The organism is Saccharopolyspora pogona (genome assembly GCF_014697215.1).
GTDB lineage: Bacteria > Actinomycetota > Actinomycetes > Mycobacteriales > Pseudonocardiaceae > Saccharopolyspora > Saccharopolyspora hattusasensis.
Map to the genome: position 1 here is coordinate 8,785,161 of NZ_CP031142.1, position 15,743 is coordinate 8,800,903.

The following is a 15,743-nucleotide window of genomic DNA, read 5'->3' on the forward strand; positions in this document are numbered from 1 at the left end:
GCTGGGGACGGTCGGGCCCCGGATGCTCTACTGGAGGCGGCCCCGGTCCCAAACCTCCTCCCGGAACGGAGAATCCCGAGTGACCCGCGACGCCGGTCAGACCTCGCCCGCCGCAGTGCTGTTCGACATGGACGGCACGCTCGTCGACTCCGAGAAGTTGTGGACCATCGCGCTGGACGACTACGCAAGGCATCGCGGGGGCGTGCTCACCGACGCCACCAGGGAGGCGATGGTCGGCTCCAACATGACGCGCAGCATGCGGATGTTGTTGGCCGACGTCGGGATCCCGGACACGGACGCCGAGGTCGACGCGGCGGCCGAGTGGGTCACGGCCCGCATGGAGGAGCTGTTCGAGCAGGGCCTGCCGTGGCGGCCGGGCGCGCAGGAGGCGCTGCGCGAGGCCCTCGAGCTGGGCATCCCCACCGCGCTCGTGACCTCCACGATCCGGTCCCTGACCGAGCTCGCGCTGGAGACCCTCGGCCGCGGCTCGTTCGACCTGACGGTCTGCGGCGACGAGGTGGACGGCAAGAACAAGCCCGACCCCGAGCCGTACCTGAAGGCCGCGCGGCTGCTCGGCGTGGACCCCGCGGACTGCGTCGCGATCGAGGACTCGCCGACCGGCGTGGCCTCGGCGGAAGCCGCCGGCTGCCTGGTGATCGCCATCCCGTGCGAGGTGCCGCTGCAGCCCGGCCCGCACCGGGTGCTGCGCGACTCGCTGACGGACGTGGACTTCGCCGGCCTCGGCGAGCTGTTCGTGCGAGCGGCGTGATGATCGAAGTCCCGATCGTCCTGGTCGGCTACGGTCCGGTCGGACGCGAGTACGCCGGACTCATCCGGCAGCACCGCGCGCAATGGCGCGACCAGTACGGCGCTGACCTGCGCGTCGTCGCCGTGCGCGGTCGCAGCTCGCAGGCCGAGATCGCCGACGCCGTGCCGCCCCGTGAGCAGTGGGCTCCCGCCGAGGAGGTCGCCGGACTGCTAGCCCGAACCGGTGCCCGGGTGCTGGCGCAGGCCGTGCCTTCCGACGGCGGCGAGCAGCCCGCGCTGGACGCGTTGCAGGCGCTGCGGCAAGGCGCGCACGTCGTGACCGCGACGAAGTCGCACCTGCTCACGCACTGGCGGCAGCTCGACGAGACCGCGCGGCGGGCCGGGCGGTCGGTGCGGATCTCGGGGGCCACCGGGGCCGCGATGCCCGCCGGTGACCTGGCCCGATCGGTGCTGCGCGGCTTCGACGTCCGCGCGGTGCAGGGCTGCCTGAACGGCACCGCGACCTTCGTCCTCGATCAGATCGCCGCTGGCCAGGAGCTCGCCGGGGCGGTCGCCGAAGCCCAGCGGCTAGGCATCGCCGAAGCCGATCCCACCGCCGACCTCACCGGAAAGGACGCGGCGACCAAGTTGCGGCTGCTCGCCGGCCTGCTGTGGGACTGGGACCCGGCGGACACCGCGGTCGAAGCGGAGCCGATCGGCGAACCGCTGCCGGCCGCCGATGGCGGGCATCGGCTCCGGCAGGTCGCCAGCGCATCGCGCGACGAGCCCGGCCTGGTCCGTGTCGAGCTGCGCGCCGAGCCGGTGGCGGGCCCGCTCGGGGCGCTGGTCGGGCCGGAGAAGGCGGTCCGCTACGACTGCGGCGACGCCGGCGCGGTGGCCGTCACCGGCGGCCGGTCGAGCCCCGGGGGCGCCGCACTGGCCATGATCAAGGACACGCTCGGCGCGGCGCTGGAGGCGACCACCGGGTTCCGGTGAGTTGGCCACCAGGTGACGTGTCGTGATCGAGCCAGCAAACGACCGGGTCCGCCGTCGAGGCCGGCGACCCGGGATGCAAGGATCGTGCACTGTGAAGACCTTCGACGAGTTGTTCGCCGAACTGCAAGAACGGGCCCGCACCCGACCGGCGGGTTCGGCGACGGTAGCCGCGCTCGACGCCGGGGTGCACGCCCAGGGCAAGAAGGTCATCGAAGAGGCCGGCGAGGTGTGGATCGCCGCCGAGCACGAATCGGACGAACAGCTCGCCGAGGAGATCTCGCAGCTGCTGTACCGGCTGCAGGTCATCATGCTGGGGCGCGGACTGTCCCTTGAAGACGTGTACCGCTACCTGTGAACCCGACCCAGGAATAACCGAGGAGATCGAGTCCCATGCTGCGTGTGGCTGTGCCCAACAAGGGCACGCTGGCCGGTCCCGCATCCGAGATGCTCGCGGAAGCCGGGTACCGGCAGCGCCATGAGCAGCGGGACCTGACCGTCCTGGACACCGCCAACGAGGTCGAGTTCTTCTTCCTGCGCCCCAAGGACATCGCGATCTACGTCGGCTCCGGCGAGCTCGACCTGGGGCTCACCGGCCGCGACCTGGCCCACGACTCCGGCGCGCCGGTCGAGGAGCGGCTCGCGCTCGGCTTCGGCGGCTCCAAGTTCCGCTACGCCGCCCCGGCGGGCCCGCACGAGTGGACCGTCGCGGACCTGCAGGGCAAGCGGATCGCCACCTCCTACCCGAAGCTCGTCGCCGACGACCTCGCGCAGCACGGCGTGACGGCCGACGTCATACGGCTCGACGGCGCGGTGGAGATCTCCATCCAGCTCGGCGTCGCGGACGCCATCGCCGACGTCGTCGGCTCCGGCCGAACGCTGCGCCAGCACGGCCTGGTGGCCTTCGGCGACCAGATCTGCAACTCCGAGGCAGTGGTCATCCAGCGGCGCGGCTCGGACGAGGAGCAGGCGAAGAACCAGCTCATCGCCCGGCTGCAGGGCGTGGTGTTCGCCCAGCAGTACGTGATGCTGGACTACAACTGCCCGCGCGAGCTGCTCGACGACGCCACCAAGGTGACCCCGGGCCTGGAGTCGCCGACCATGTCGCCGCTGGCCGACGACCGCTGGGTGGCGGTGCGCGCGATGGTCTCCCGCAAGGAGGCCCCGGCGATCATGGACCGCCTCGCGGCCGTCGGTGCCAAGGCGATCCTGTCGTCCGACATCCGCGCCTGCCGCCTTTAACGGCTACTCTGATCGAGCGAACGCCATGTCCACCGGCTCCGAGCCGCGCCAGGCTGGAGCTGGGGGCGTGGCGTTTTTCGTGAAGTTGTCCGAAAAGTCTGGTTGCTCCACCGGATTTTGGCCGGACTGCCCCACCAGGCCGCACCCGTTGCGGATAATGGTGTCGAGACGATCTTGAGCGCGCCGGTGGGGTGACGAAATGGCCGTCGTGGTATCGGGAAAGACCCCGCCGCGGTGGGAGCTCTACGAAGGAATGCCCTGCTGGATAGAGCTGATCACCACGGACCTGGAACGGGCCCGCGAGTTCTACGCCGGGCTGTTCGCCTGGGAGTACGAGACCCACAGCGACCCGGTCTCCGGCGAGCACGTGATCGCCCTGCACGAGGGGTTCCCGGTGGCGAGCCTGCGCGCCGCCTCCGGCGACGAGTCGAGCTGGCGGCTCTACCTGGCCACCGCGGACTGCGCGGAGTTCACCGAGCGGGCCGTCAACCACGGCGCCGTCGTGACCGTTCCGCGCAACCGCGTGCCCGGGTTGGGCACCAAGACCGTGCTGGTGGGGCCGGCCGGCGCCGAGTTCGGGCTGCTGGAACCCGAGGAGTCCTGGCAGTTCGACGTCGGGCTGCCGGGCACCCTGATGTGGGCCGAACTGGTCACCATCAAGGCGCAGACCGCGGACAATTTCTTCCAGGAGCTGTTCGGCTACAGCGCCGAGCAGTTCGGCACCGAGCACCGCTCGGACTACTCGGTCTGGTACCTCGGCAACGAATCGGTGTGCGCCCGGGTCAGCATGATCCGCGAGTTCATCACGGAAGCCACCCGGCCGCACTGGCTGCTGTACCTCGGCGTGGACGCGGAGGTCGGCACCGACGCGCTGGTGCGCAACGCGATCACCCTCGGCGGCCGCGTGCGAGTGGACCCGTACGACTCCAGCATCGGCCGCGTCGCGGTCCTCCGGGACCCCACCGGCGCCCGCTTCGCGGTCATCGACCCCACCCAGGCCGGTGACTTCGGCACCGCCGTCAACTACGACCCCTACGAGGACTGAGCCCGGGTCCCGGGGACCGGTCAGTCGGTGCGGTCGAGGACGGATTCGGGGCCCGGGTCAGGCTCCGGCCAGCCCGGGTAGGGCGGCGGGGTGCCGCCGAAGGCCGGGCACAGCGGCTTGTGGTCGCAGTAGTCGCACAGGCGGCTCGGATTCGGCCGGAAGTCGCCGGTCTTGCCCGCCCGCAGGATCGCCTGCCAGATCGCCTCCAGGGTGCGCTCGAAGCGGCGCAGCTCCGTCTCGTCCGGCGTGTACGCCAGCCGCTGCTTGCTGGCCAGGTACATCAGCAGCAGTTGGCGCGGGATCTCGCCGCGGGTGCGCCACAGCACCAGGGCGTAGAACTTCATCTGGAACATCGCCTTGGCCTCGCCGATCTCCCGCGGCGCGGCACCGGTCTTGTAGTCGACCAGCCGGATCTCGCCGGTCGGGGCCACGTCGACCCGGTCGATGAACCCCCGCAGCAGCACCCCGGAAGCCAGCTCGGCCTCCACCCGCAGCTCGCAGGCCTCCGGCTCCAGCCGCCGCGGGTCCTCCAGCTCGAAGTAGGCATCCAGCAGCGCGCTCGCCGACTCCAACCAGCCCGCCAGCTCCGGGTCGCCGGGCCCGTCGAACAGCTCGCCCAGCTCGGACTGCTGCGCGAGCAGCTCCTCCCAGGCCGGCTGCAGCAGGGCCCGCGCCCGCGCCGGGTCGCGCTCGGCCGTCGGCAGCCCGAACAGCCGCTCCAGCACCGAGTGCACCACCGTGCCGCGCACCTGCGCCTTGGTCGGCGTTTCCGGCAACCGGTCCACGGCACGGAACCGGTACAGCAGGGGGCACTGCTTGAAGTCGCTCGCGCGGGACGGGGACAGTGCAGGACGCCTGGTCCCGCCGTCCTGGAGCGTCCCGCCTGTTGCCGCCTGCGCCGATTCCGCCATGGCCCGAAACCCTAAACGAGCGGACCGACACGCGATCACCCCCCGCACGGATCACAGCCGCCTCAAGCGTGGCGCACTACCCTGCCTGCATGCCGTCGACCGCATCCCCGCCTGCCCGGCCCAGACTGAACGACGGCGGCCTGCTGCTGTGCCGTGTCGCCGGAGTGCCGGTGCTGCTTTCGCCGTCGTGGTGGCTAGGGGCGGCGCTGATCGTGCTGCTGTACACGCCGCTGGTGGGCCGGATCCTGCCGGACGCGGGCATCTGGGAGAGCGCGGTGCTGGCGGCGGTGTTCACCGTGCTGCTGGCGGTTTCGGTGCTGCTGCACGAACTCGGGCACTGCATCGTCGCGCTGCGCCTGGGGCTGCCGGTGCGGCGCGTCCGGCTGTTCCTGCTCGGCGGCCTGTCGGAGATATCCCGGACGCCGTCTAAACCGACCCAGGAGGGCCTGATCGCCGCGGCCGGGCCGGCGGTGTCGATGGTGCTGGCGGTGGCCACCGGCATCGGCTGGTTCGCCCTGGTGCCAGGCGGCGCGATCTGGCTGCTGGTGGCGCAGACCTGCGTGGCGAACCTGGCCGTGGCCGTGTTCAACCTGCTGCCGGGGCTGCCGCTGGACGGCGGCCGGATGCTGCGGGCGCTGACCTGGCGGATCACCGGGAAGCGCGGAGCGGGCACCACGGCGGGCGTGATCGGTGCGGGAGCGGTCGCCGCGGCCCTGATCGCCTGGGCGCTGGCCGGGCTGCTCGAAGACGCCCAGGACCAGTGGCTGCGGCTGGGCGTCTGCGTGCTGATGGCGTGGTTCGTGGTGGCCGGGGCCAGCGCCGAGCACGCCGCCGAGCAGCGCAAGAGCTGGCCGGTGGGGCTGGAGCTGCGCGAACTGGTGCGGCCGGTCCTGCAGCTCCCAGCGGAGAGCCCGGTGGGCGATGCGCTGCTGGCGGCGGCGGGCCGGGGAGTGGTGCTGGTGCGCGCCGACGGCATCGCGGTCGGCCTGCTCGACCAGACCGCGGCGGAGCGGCTGGCGACCCACGCGCCCAACGAACCGGCCGAGCGAGCCGCCGAACCGGTGGACCCGGACACCATCCTGCTCGACAGCGAAACCTCGGACGCGATCCTGGAGCGCGTCCAGTCGGTGCTGGCCTGGCAGTTCCTGGTGGTCGACGGCGAAGGCAGGCCGAGCGGGGTGCTGCGCCGCGAGGACCTCCGCAGCGCCTTGCGCTCCCGTCGCGGGTGACGGCGGGGTCTTTTCGCTTTCGCCATGCACGCAACTTGCACCGCCACCCGCACCGCCGAGCAAGCCGCCCCGAATACTCCTTGGCCCTTCTGCGACGATGGTGTGCTGTACCAGCGTGGAGAGTAGGCAGCAGTTGAGCAGCACCGCCAGCGGTGAGTTCCAGCCCGGCGACCGGGTCCAGTTGACCGACCCGAAGGGCCGCAAGTACACGGTCGTCCTGGAGCGGGGAGGGGAGTACCACACGCACCGCGGTGCGCTCGCGCACGACGACCTGATCGGCAAGCCGGAGGGCTCGGTGGTGGCCTCGGCGGGCGGCACGTCGTTTCTGGCGCTGCGCCCGCTGCTGGCCGACTACGTGCTGTCCATGCCGCGCGGCGCCCAGGTCATCTACCCCAAGGACGCGGCGCAGATCTTGATGTGGGGCGACATCCGGCCGGGCGCGCGGGTGCTGGAGGCAGGTGCCGGATCTGGCGCGCTGAGCTGCTCCCTGCTGCGCGCGGTCGGCCCGGAGGGCAGCGTCACGTCGTTCGAGGTGCGCGAGGACCACGCGGAGCACGCGGAGCGCAACGTGCGGCGGTTCTTCGGCGAGAAGCCGGACAACTGGACGCTGCAGCTGGGCGACGTGCGGGAGTACGACGGCGAACCGGTCGACCGGGTGGTGCTCGACATGCTCGCGCCGTGGGAGGTCCTGGAAACCGTCCACGGCAAGCTGCGCCCCGGTGGGGTGCTGATCGTCTACGTCGCCACGACGACCCAGCTGTCCCGGATCACGGAGGCGATCCGCGAGCAGCAGAACTGGACGGAGCCCCAGGCCTGGGAAACCCTCCTGCGCCCGTGGCACGTGGTGGGCATGGCGGTCCGCCCCGAGCACCGGATGGTCGCCCACACGGCGTTCCTCCTGACCGCCCGCCGCCTGGCCGATGGCGTGACCCCACCCCGGGTGCAGCGCCGCCCGAGCAAGGGCTGACGTGAAGCGGCCCGCCCCGATCCGGTTCTAGGGATCGGGGCGGGCCGCTACCGATTGATCAGGTGTGGATCAGCAGAGCTTCCAGGAACCGTCTTCGACGACCAGCTTGAACTCGTCATCGATCGGCTGGTTGGGGATCATGTCGGCCACGTTCTGACCCATGATCTCGACGTCGGCGGTGATGCTCACGTTGCCGGTGATCTTGGCCGTGGCGGTGTTGTCGCCGTTGTCCTTGACCTCGCCCAGCTGCATCTCGATCTTCATGCCGTCGATCAGCTTCTGGATGTCGGAGTCGGTGACGCCGAATTCCTTGAGCTCGTCGAACTCGCCACTCTTGCCTTCGAAGGTGTCCAGCATCTTCTGGAAGTCTTCCTGGTCCTTTTTGCAGGCCAGCGGCTGCAGACCGGCGAAGTCCTTGGAGTTGATCATGTCGACGCCCTGCTGGGCGACCTTCCGGGGGTCGCCGGGGCCCCCGGTGAAGACCACGATCAGGGTGATCACCAGGCCGATGACGAGCAGACCGCCGACGCCGCCGAGGATCCAGGGGAGCGGGGATTTCTTCTTCGGGGCGTCGAAGCCCGGCTGGCCGAACCCTGCGCCCTGCGGCGGGTACGGGGGCTGCTGGCCGTAGCCCTGCTGCGGCTGCGGCCCGCTCTGCGGGTACGCGCCGCCCGGCTGGCCGTAGCCCTGCTGGGGCTGGCCGCCGCTGGGCGGGTAGGCGCCGCCGGGCTGCTGGGGCTGACCGCCGCTGGGCGGCGCGTACCCGCCGGGCTGCTGCGGCTGACCACCGCTGGGCGGGTACTGGCCGCCGGGCTGCTGCCCCCAGCCGCCCTGTCCGGGTGGCTGCTGCGGTGGGTACGTCATGGGTCCTCCCCCGTTTTGAAATTCTCAGCTTGCGGGCTCACTGGTCGAGTTGGCAGACCTTCCAGGTGCCGTCCTCCACGATCAGGCCCATCGTCTGGTCCACAGTTGTGGACGATCCGTCGGTCTCGTAGGTTCCGGTCAACTTTGCGGTGGCCTGGTCGCCACGCTCGGTGACGTTGCCCAGCTTGATGTTGAACTTCCACTGCTTGAGCTGGCCCATGTCGTTGTCCAGCTGGGCCTTGTTGGACTGGCAGAACAAGCTGCTGACACCCGCGAAGTCACCGGCGTTGACCTTGTTCACGACCTCCTGGGCCACCGGGCGGGCCTCGCCGGGGCCGCTGCCCAGCCAGAAGAACACCCCGACGCCGATCCCGGCGACGACGATCAGCGTTCCGACCAGGCCGAGGATCAGCGGCAGCTTCGACTTCTTCTGCCGCGGCGGCTCGACGTCGGCGAAGCCGCCCGGTTCCTGGAGCCAGGAACCGGGGCCGAACTCGCTGCCCCACTGTGGGGACATGGGAGCCTGCTGCGGCTGTTCCTGCCCCTGCTGGCCCCAGCCGGTGTGCTGATTGCCGTACCAGGCGGGCTGCTGCTGCGGGGTTCCCGGCGGACCCTGCTGCGGGAATCCGTTGCCCATGGGTTGCTGGCCCCACCCGCCCGGTTGAGGCTGCTGTGGCGGATAGGTCATGAACTCCTCCCCCGGAGTGGTGTTGAGTCTCGCGGCCGCGGTGTGCGCGGCGGCCGTAAGTAGATCAGAGCCCGCGGCGCGAGGTGCACGGAGTGGACTTTCGGCATCCAAACGTCACGGAGCGTTCGTCTCCGGCGTGAGTGGTGTCCGAGCGCAGTTGTTCCAAATGATGGGAGAAGTGCTGCATGTGCCAACGTGCGGACCGCCGCAACGCCACCCGGTTGCCGGATCGGTTAACCCGGATGTCCGCCGACCGCCGCGATCCGCGTGGCGCAACGGAAAACCGGTGCTCGAGGGGCCGAGCGACCCGGCGCGGAACGTATCGAACGGACCATGATCGTCAACGCAACGTGTCCGCCCGGCCGGGGAATCGCCCGACCCTCGGGTACCAACCTGGCCCACCTCGTGGGTATTCGCGGATTTTTGTGGCACGCTTGGCGATCCGGCAGGCATCAACGACGCCGCCGTCGTCGGTGATCGCCGGTACCGTGGTGGTACGAGCACGGGAGGAGGGTGCCGACATGCAGCACGACCGTCCCGGCAGCCGGCCTGAGGAGGGCGGCGAGCAGTACAGCGCTGGCTCCGCAGAACTCCGCAGCCAGATTCGTCTCCTCGAGGACGAGGTTGCGCTACTGCGCCGCAGGCTCAACGAGTCTCCCCAACAGGTCCGGTTGCTGGAAAAGCGGCTGGCCGAGGCATCCGAGAGAGTGAGTCAGCTCACCGAACGGAACGCCAAGCTCACCGAGACCCTGAAGGAAGCGCGGGGCCAGCTGATGGCGCTGCGCGACGAAGTCGACCGGCTCGCCCAGCCCCCCAGCGGCTACGGCGTGTATCTGCACCGCTACGAGGACAGCACGGTCGACGTGTTCACGTCTGGTCGCAAGATGCGGGTGGCGGTGTCGCCCAACGTCGAGACGGAGGAACTGAGACTGGGCCAGTCAGTGCGCCTCAACGAGGCCCTGACGGTGGTGGAGGCTGGTGCGTTCGAGCAAACCGGTGAGGTCTGCACCTTCCGGGAGCTCATGTCCAGCGGTGCCGGGGAGAGCCCCCGGGCGCTGGTGCTGGGCCACACCGACGAGGAACGTGTGGTGTGGGTCACCGAACCACTGGCCGCGTCCGGCCTGAAGGCGGGCGACTCGGTGCTGGTCGACAGCAAGGCGGGCTACGCCTACGACGTCGTGCCGAAGGCCGAGGTCGAAGACCTCGTGCTGGAGGAGGTGCCCGACGTCGGGTACCAGGACATCGGCGGTCTCGCCGGCCAGATCGAGCAGATCCGGGACGCGGTGGAGCTGCCGTTCCTGCACTCCGACCTCTACATCGAGTACCAGTTGCGGCCGCCGAAGGGCGTGTTGCTGTACGGCCCGCCGGGCTGCGGCAAGACGCTGATCGCCAAGGCCGTCGCCAACTCGCTGGCGAAGCAGGTCGCCGCCGCGCGCGGGGACGACGACGGTCAGGCCAAGTCCTACTTCCTGAACATCAAGGGCCCCGAGCTGCTCAACAAGTTCGTCGGCGAGACCGAGCGGCACATCCGCCTGATCTTCCAGCGGGCCCGCGAGAAGGCCTCCGAGGGCACCCCGGTAATCGTGTTCTTCGACGAGATGGACTCGATCTTCCGGACTCGCGGCAGCGGGGTTTCCTCCGACGTGGAAACCACCATCGTGCCGCAGCTGCTCAGCGAGATCGACGGTGTCGAGGGGCTGGAGAACGTCATCGTCATCGGCGCCTCCAACCGTGAGGACATGATCGACCCGGCGATCCTGCGCCCGGGCCGACTGGACGTGAAGATCAAGATCGAGCGCCCGGACGCCGAGTCCGCCAAGGACATCTTCTCCAAGTACCTGACCAAGACACTGCCGATCCACGAGGAGGACCTCAAGGAGTTCGGCGGCGACAAGGGCGCGTGCGTGGAGGCGATGATCCAGACCACGGTCGAGCGGATGTACGCCGAGACCGAGGAGAACCGGTTCCTGGAGGTCACCTACGCCAACGGCGACAAGGAAGTCCTGTACTTCAAGGACTTCAACTCGGGCGCGATGATCCAGAACATCGTGGACCGGGCGAAGAAGGCGGCCATCAAGTCGGTGCTGGAGACCCGCCAGCCGGGTCTGCGCGTGCAGCACCTGCAGGACGCCATCATCGACGAGTTCGCCGAGAACGAGGACCTGCCCAACACCACCAACCCGGATGACTGGGCCCGCATCTCCGGCAAGAAGGGCGAGCGGATCGTGTACATCCGCACCCTGGTCAGCGGGAAGAACCAGGAGTCCGGGCGGGCGATCGACACGGCCACCAACACGGGCCAGTACCTGTAAGAGCCTGTTGGTGAATGGTCTGGGTGGGTGGTCGCTTAGCGGAACCTGAGAGGTTCCCTGGACTGCGGGTGCCCCTCCTGATGTATGTCCAATACGCGGCGGAGGGGCCGTCCTCGCCAGAAAACCTCTCAGAACCCGCCGATGGTCGTCTTGGCAAGGTGAATGCAAGCGGCTACGCCGCTTCCAAAGGCGCGGACGGCATTCGCCGACAGGCTCTAAGGAAGCAGCCGGGGCCGCCATCCTCGCGCGGGTGGCAGCCCCGAGCTGTGCGGCGCGGCGACAGCGGTTACTTTCCAGGCATGATCCCAGCCCAACAACCCGTGCAGCGCCTAGGACTCGGCCTCGCCGCGCTCGGCAGGCCCGCCTACATCAACGTCGGGCGCGCCGATGTGCTGCCCGTGCAGCGCACCGCGCAGGCGATGCGGGAACGCACCCGAACGGTGCTCGACGCCGCGTACGCCAACGGGATCCGCTGGGTGGACACGGCCCGCTCCTACGGCAGCGCCGAGCAGTTCCTCGCGGACTGGCTGCGCGAACGCGGCCACCAGGACGTCACGGTGTCCAGCAAGTGGGGCTACGCCTACGTCGCGCAGTGGCGCATCGAAACCGAGGTGCACGAGGTGAAAGAGCACTCGGTGGAACGCCTGCGCACCCAGTGGGCGGAGACCCGGACGCTGCTCGGCGACCGGATCGACCTGTACCAGGTGCATTCGCTGACCACCGGCAGCCCGCTGTTCGAGGACCTGGTGCTACAGCACGAGCTGGCCCGGATCCGGGACGCCGGGGTGCTGCTGGGCTTCTCCACCAGCGGCGCGGCGCAGGGCGACACCATCGAACGTGCCTGGGAGATCGAGGTCGGCGGGCGGCAGCTGTTCGGTGCCGTGCAGTCCACCTGGAACACCCTGGAGCCGTCCGTGGGTCGGTACCTCGCCGAGGCGCACACGGGGGGCTGGCGGGTACTGGTGAAGGAAACCCTGGCCAACGGGCGGCTCGCGGTGGACCCGCCACCGGCGCTGGCCAAGATCGCGGACCGGCACGGCGTGGGGACCGACGCCATCGCGCTCGCGCACGTCCTGCGCCAGCCCTGGGCCGGCGTGGTGCTGATGGGCGCGGCCAGCGTCGAGCAGCTCGAGTCGAACCTGACGGCGTGCCGGGTGGAACTGACCGATCGGGACATCGACGCGCTCCGGCCGCTGGCTCGCGACGCCGCGACCTACTGGGGTGAACGAGCCGACCTACCCTGGCACTAGGGCGTTTCCCCCGGGCGGGGATCCGGGTCGTTGAACCACTCTTCGGTGAACTGGCGGCCGTCCGGTACGAACGGCCACTCGGGGTCGTTGAGGCGCTCCCTGAGCTCATCCAGGGGCATCCACCAGCCCTCGGTGACTTCTTCCGGCTGGTGGACGACTGGGCCGTCGTAGTGCGCCTCGTAGAGGAATCCGTGGTAGCGCACGGTGCCCTGCTCGTAGATCGAGCGGAACAGGAAGCGCACCGGGACATCACGCACCCCGAGCTCCTCGGCGAGCTCGCGCTCCGCCGTGACATCGGGATCCTCACCCGCCGCGACCACGCCGCCGGCCGTGCAGTCGTGCATGCCCGGGTAGACGTCCTTGGCGTCGGTGCGGCGATGCACGTAGATCTTGTCGCGGTCGGAGGAGAGCAGGAAGACCGCCGAGGCCGCGTGCCAGAGGCCCGCCGCGCGCATCCGCCGCCGGGTCGCACTGCCCACGACACGTCCTGCCGCGTCGTAAAGGGCCACCAATTCATCGCCCGCGCTCAAGCCCCGATCGTCGCATCCACCCTTCGAGGCACACGCGTTGCGCCGAATCGGGTCACAGTTCGGACCCGTCCGATACCTGTGGCGTGCGGCACTCCGCTTGGTCGGTGATACCCCGTACGCTGCGTGGTATGCGGCGGATCATGGGAACCGAGGTTGAGTACGGCATCGTCGTGCCGGGCGACTCCAGCGCCAACCCGGTGCTGACCTCCACGCACATCGTGCTGGCCTACGCGGCGGCGGCCGACATCCCGCGGGCGCGGCGCGCGCGCTGGGACTACGAGGTCGAGTCGCCGCTGCGCGACGCCCGCGGTTTCGACCTCAGCACCGCGGCGCAGCAGACCAACGGCTCGGACGGCGATGACCTCGGCGCGGCCAACGTCATCCTCACCAACGGCGCGCGGCTGTACGTCGACCACGCGCACCCGGAGTACTCGGCGCCGGAGGTGACCAACCCGCGGGACGCGGTCATCTGGGACAAGGCCGGCGAACGCGTCATGGAGGAGGCGGCGATGCGGGCGGCCAGCGTGCCCGGCACCGCGCCGATCCAGCTGTACAAGAACAACGTCGACGGCAAGGGTGCCAGCTACGGCACCCACGAGAACTACCTGATGTCGCGCAGCACCCCGTTCACCTCCGTGATCGGCGGCCTGACCCCGTTCTTCGCGTCCCGCCAGGTGATCTGCGGCTCGGGCCGGGTCGGCATCGGGCAGGCGGGGGAGAAGGCCGGGTTCCAGCTCTCCCAGCGCTCCGACTACATCGAGGTCGAGGTCGGCCTGGAGACCACCCTCAAGCGCGGCATCATCAACACCCGCGACGAGCCGCACGCCGACGCCGACAAGTACCGGCGGCTGCACGTCATCATCGGCGACGCGAACCTCGCGGAAACCTCGACCTACCTCAAGCTCGGCGCCTCCGCGCTGGTGCTGGACATGATCGAGTCCGGGCAGCGCTTCGACGACCTGAAGCTGGCCGACCCGGTGCAGGCCGTGCACCTGATCAGCCACGACCCGACCCTGAAGCAGACCGTCGAGCTCACCGACGGGCGCCGGTTCACCGGCCTGGACCTGCAGCGCGCCTATCACGAGCGCGCCGCCCGGCACCTCGACGAGCGCGGCGCCGAGCGGACGGCCCGTGACGTGCTGCAGACCTGGGGCGAGGTCCTGGACCTCCTCTGCGGTGACCCGATGGACTGCGCCGACCGGCTGGACTGGCCCGCCAAGCTGCGGCTGATGGAGAGCTACCGGACCCGCGACGGCCTGGGCTGGGCGTCGCCGCGGCTGCACATGATCGACCTGCAGTACTCCGACGTGCGGCTGGACAAGGGCCTGTACAACCGGCTGGTCGCCCGCGGCTCGATGAAGCGCCTGGTCAGCGAGGACGAGGTGCGGGACGCGGTCACCGCGCCGCCGGAGGACACCCGCGCCTACTTCCGCGGCCGGTGCCTGGAGCGCTACCCGGCCGAGGTGGCCGCGGCGTCCTGGGACTCGGTGATCTTCGACCTGGGCCGGGAATCCCTGGTGCGCATCCCGACGTTGGAACCGCTGCGCGGCACCAAGGCCCACGTCGGCGCGCTGCTGGAGGCCGCGGCCAGCGCCGAGGAGCTGGTCGACTCCCTGACCAAGGGGTGAGACTCCGGGAAACCACGTTTTCGCGCACGTCAGGCCGCTGCGCTGATCGGAATACCGCCCGGCTGGGCGTGGGCTAACGGGTGTCGGATGGGTAGTGTTCACAGCAGGGTGTCCCCGCTGCGGGGACAACACCCGAAAGGGCAACCACCGGGAGGCAAGATGTCCCAGGAAAAGGTTCAGCGGCACGGTGGCGGCGAAGGCGACGAAGAGCAGGGCCCGGAGGCCGCCGGTCAGGAACGTCGCGAGAAGCTCGGCGACGACGTCGACGCCATGCTCGAGGATATCGACGACGTCCTGGAGGAGAACGCCGAGGACTTCGTCCGCGCCTACGTGCAGAAGGGCGGCCAGTAGTCCGCGGGCCCGATCCGACGCCGTCCGCACGGGCCGCGCCGGGCCGGCCCCTCCGGCCCGGCGTTGCTTGCTGCGCGCCGGATCATGATTAGAGTGCTACCGAAGTCGCAAGCCCTTCGATCGGGAGACGATGTCGCTGATGGAACCGAGCTCGGCCCAGTTCCCGGGTCAGGCCCTGCCCGCCGCCTACCTCACGCCGGGGTCTTCCTCGTTCACCGACTTCCTCCGCGCCATCGCGCCCGAACTGCTGCCCGGCGGCCGGGCGGTGCCGGAGGGGACGGTGCAGGCCCCGCACGGCACCACGATCGTCGCGGTGGCCTTCCGCGGCGGCGTGCTGCTCGCCGGTGACCGGCGAGCCACCATGGGCAACCTGATCGCCCAGCGGGACATGCAGAAGCTGTTCGTCACCGACGCGTATTCGGCGGTGGGCATCGCCGGTACCGCCGGTGTGGCTCAGGAACTCGTCAAGCTGTACGCGGTCGAACTGGAGCACTACGAGAAGCTCGAAGGCATCCCGCTTTCGCTGGACGGCAAGGCGAACAAGCTGGCCACCCAGCTGCGCGGCAACCTGGCGGCCGCGATGCAGGGCCTGGCGGTCGTGCCGCTGTTCGTCGGCTACGACACCGAGTCCGAGGACCCGGACCGCGCCGGCCGGATCGTCTCCTACGACGTCGTCGGCGGCCGGTACGACGAGGTCGGCGGCTACCACGCGGTAGGTTCGGGTTCGCTGTTCGCGAAATCGGCGCTGAAGAAGCGCTTCGACCCGGACGCCGACCTGGACACCGCGGTGCGCTCCGCGGTGGAGGCGCTCTACGACGCGGCCGACGACGACACCGCCACCGGCGGCCCGGACGTGTCCCGGCGCATCTACCCGTCGGTCATCACGATCACCGGCGCGGACGGCGCCGTGCGGATGCCCGAGGAGCGGACCTCCGAGATCGCCACCGAGGTGGTCAACGGCCGGTTCGAGAACCCCGGCGGCTGAC

At 70.1% G+C, this 15,743-nt stretch carries 16 protein-coding genes; 12 read left to right on the top strand and 4 right to left on the bottom strand.

The genetic code is table 11. The annotated features are described in order from the left end of the window. Window positions 1-79: 79 nt before the first annotated feature. The 5 genes from DL519_RS41480 (at window position 80) to DL519_RS41500 (ending at window position 4,027) form a co-directional block, all read left to right on the top strand. Complete coding sequence (locus DL519_RS41480; RefSeq protein ID WP_223840098.1) at window positions 80-769, top strand: HAD family hydrolase; 690 nt, start codon at window positions 80-82, stop codon at window positions 767-769. Continuing rightward, window positions 769-1,743, top strand: coding sequence for a homoserine dehydrogenase (locus tag DL519_RS41485; RefSeq protein WP_190823101.1), 975 nt, complete (start codon window positions 769-771; stop codon window positions 1,741-1,743). Before DL519_RS41480 ends, DL519_RS41485 begins: the two co-directional genes overlap by 1 nt. Window positions 1,744-1,834: 91 nt before the next feature. Then, the gene (locus tag DL519_RS41490) at window positions 1,835-2,098 is read left to right on the top strand and encodes a phosphoribosyl-ATP diphosphatase (RefSeq protein ID WP_168584456.1); all 264 of its coding nucleotides are present in this window, start codon (window positions 1,835-1,837) and stop codon (window positions 2,096-2,098) included. Window positions 2,099-2,133: 35 nt separating this feature from the next. Continuing rightward, window positions 2,134-2,982 carry an ATP phosphoribosyltransferase gene (gene hisG, locus DL519_RS41495; RefSeq protein WP_190823103.1) on the top strand — a complete coding sequence of 283 codons (849 nt, stop codon included), beginning with the start codon at window positions 2,134-2,136 and terminating at the stop codon, window positions 2,980-2,982. Between the two features lie 199 nt (window positions 2,983-3,181). Further along, window positions 3,182-4,027, top strand: coding sequence for a VOC family protein (locus DL519_RS41500; protein WP_190823105.1), 846 nt, complete (start codon window positions 3,182-3,184; stop codon window positions 4,025-4,027). A gap of 20 nt (window positions 4,028-4,047) precedes the next feature. On the opposite strand, the gene DL519_RS41505 is transcribed toward DL519_RS41500, so the two are convergent. Then, window positions 4,048-4,938, bottom strand: a complete 891-nt coding sequence (locus DL519_RS41505) for a RecB family exonuclease (RefSeq protein ID WP_190823107.1) — start codon at window positions 4,936-4,938, stop codon at window positions 4,048-4,050. Between the two features lie 89 nt (window positions 4,939-5,027). Between DL519_RS41505 and DL519_RS41510 the strand changes: the two genes are divergently transcribed. Both DL519_RS41510 and DL519_RS41515 read left to right on the top strand, forming a co-directional pair. Further along, complete coding sequence (locus DL519_RS41510) at window positions 5,028-6,167, top strand: site-2 protease family protein (RefSeq protein WP_190823109.1); 1,140 nt, start codon at window positions 5,028-5,030, stop codon at window positions 6,165-6,167. A gap of 97 nt (window positions 6,168-6,264) precedes the next feature. Beyond that, entirely contained in the window at window positions 6,265-7,134 is an 870-nt protein-coding gene (locus tag DL519_RS41515; RefSeq protein WP_190823111.1) for a tRNA (adenine-N1)-methyltransferase, read from the top strand. A gap of 69 nt (window positions 7,135-7,203) precedes the next feature. On the opposite strand, the gene DL519_RS41520 is transcribed toward DL519_RS41515, so the two are convergent. Together DL519_RS41520 and DL519_RS41525 are read right to left on the bottom strand one after the other, a co-directional pair. Next, window positions 7,204-7,998 carry a hypothetical protein gene (locus tag DL519_RS41520; protein WP_190823113.1) on the bottom strand — a complete coding sequence of 265 codons (795 nt, stop codon included), beginning with the start codon at window positions 7,996-7,998 and terminating at the stop codon, window positions 7,204-7,206. A gap of 37 nt (window positions 7,999-8,035) precedes the next feature. Continuing rightward, complete coding sequence (locus DL519_RS41525; RefSeq protein ID WP_190823115.1) at window positions 8,036-8,686, bottom strand: Rv0361 family membrane protein; 651 nt, start codon at window positions 8,684-8,686, stop codon at window positions 8,036-8,038. 521 nt (window positions 8,687-9,207) lie between these two features. Between DL519_RS41525 and arc the strand changes: the two genes are divergently transcribed. Beyond that, the gene (gene arc, locus DL519_RS41530) at window positions 9,208-10,998 is read left to right on the top strand and encodes a proteasome ATPase (RefSeq protein ID WP_190824534.1); all 1,791 of its coding nucleotides are present in this window, start codon (window positions 9,208-9,210) and stop codon (window positions 10,996-10,998) included. A gap of 299 nt (window positions 10,999-11,297) precedes the next feature. After that, on the top strand, window positions 11,298-12,248 hold the full coding sequence (locus DL519_RS41535; RefSeq protein ID WP_190823117.1) for an aldo/keto reductase: 951 nt from the start codon (window positions 11,298-11,300) through the stop codon (window positions 12,246-12,248). Here the strand turns inward: DL519_RS41535 and DL519_RS41540 are convergent. Beyond that, window positions 12,245-12,778 (bottom strand): NUDIX hydrolase, encoded by a 534-nt coding sequence (locus DL519_RS41540; RefSeq protein ID WP_223840099.1) that lies wholly within the window; start codon window positions 12,776-12,778, stop codon window positions 12,245-12,247. The genes DL519_RS41535 and DL519_RS41540 overlap by 4 nt on opposite strands. Before the next feature lie 128 nt (window positions 12,779-12,906). Here DL519_RS41540 and dop point away from each other — a divergent pair, with 128 nt between their 5' ends. The 3 genes from dop (at window position 12,907) to prcB (ending at window position 15,742) form a co-directional block, all read left to right on the top strand. Beyond that, window positions 12,907-14,406 carry a depupylase/deamidase Dop gene (gene dop / locus DL519_RS41545; protein WP_190823119.1) on the top strand — a complete coding sequence of 500 codons (1,500 nt, stop codon included), beginning with the start codon at window positions 12,907-12,909 and terminating at the stop codon, window positions 14,404-14,406. A 159-nt stretch (window positions 14,407-14,565) separates the two neighbouring features. Further along, a complete protein-coding gene (locus DL519_RS41550) occupies window positions 14,566-14,757 on the top strand; it encodes a ubiquitin-like protein Pup (RefSeq protein WP_190823121.1) in 192 nt (63 codons plus the stop codon). A 139-nt stretch (window positions 14,758-14,896) separates the two neighbouring features. Then, window positions 14,897-15,742, top strand: a complete 846-nt coding sequence (prcB, locus tag DL519_RS41555) for a proteasome subunit beta (RefSeq protein WP_190824536.1) — start codon at window positions 14,897-14,899, stop codon at window positions 15,740-15,742. The last annotated feature ends 1 nt before the right edge of the window (window position 15,743 follow it).

Coding starts and splice junctions, on each gene's coding strand:
- DL519_RS41485 (WP_190823101.1), top strand. CDS start 769: ATGATCGAAGTCCCGATCGTCCTGGTCGGCTACGGTCCGGTCGGACGC.
- hisG (WP_190823103.1), top strand. CDS start 2,134: ATGCTGCGTGTGGCTGTGCCCAACAAGGGCACGCTGGCCGGTCCCGCA.
- DL519_RS41500 (WP_190823105.1), top strand. CDS start 3,182: ATGGCCGTCGTGGTATCGGGAAAGACCCCGCCGCGGTGGGAGCTCTAC.
- DL519_RS41505 (WP_190823107.1), bottom strand. CDS start 4,938: ATGGCGGAATCGGCGCAGGCGGCAACAGGCGGGACGCTCCAGGACGGC.
- DL519_RS41510 (WP_190823109.1), top strand. CDS start 5,028: ATGCCGTCGACCGCATCCCCGCCTGCCCGGCCCAGACTGAACGACGGC.
- DL519_RS41515 (WP_190823111.1), top strand. CDS start 6,265: ATGGTGTGCTGTACCAGCGTGGAGAGTAGGCAGCAGTTGAGCAGCACC.
- DL519_RS41520 (WP_190823113.1), bottom strand. CDS start 7,998: ATGACGTACCCACCGCAGCAGCCACCCGGACAGGGCGGCTGGGGGCAG.
- DL519_RS41525 (WP_190823115.1), bottom strand. CDS start 8,686: ATGACCTATCCGCCACAGCAGCCTCAACCGGGCGGGTGGGGCCAGCAA.
- arc (WP_190824534.1), top strand. CDS start 9,208: ATGCAGCACGACCGTCCCGGCAGCCGGCCTGAGGAGGGCGGCGAGCAG.
- DL519_RS41535 (WP_190823117.1), top strand. CDS start 11,298: ATGATCCCAGCCCAACAACCCGTGCAGCGCCTAGGACTCGGCCTCGCC.
- dop (WP_190823119.1), top strand. CDS start 12,907: ATGCGGCGGATCATGGGAACCGAGGTTGAGTACGGCATCGTCGTGCCG.
- DL519_RS41550 (WP_190823121.1), top strand. CDS start 14,566: ATGTCCCAGGAAAAGGTTCAGCGGCACGGTGGCGGCGAAGGCGACGAA.
- prcB (WP_190824536.1), top strand. CDS start 14,897: ATGGAACCGAGCTCGGCCCAGTTCCCGGGTCAGGCCCTGCCCGCCGCC.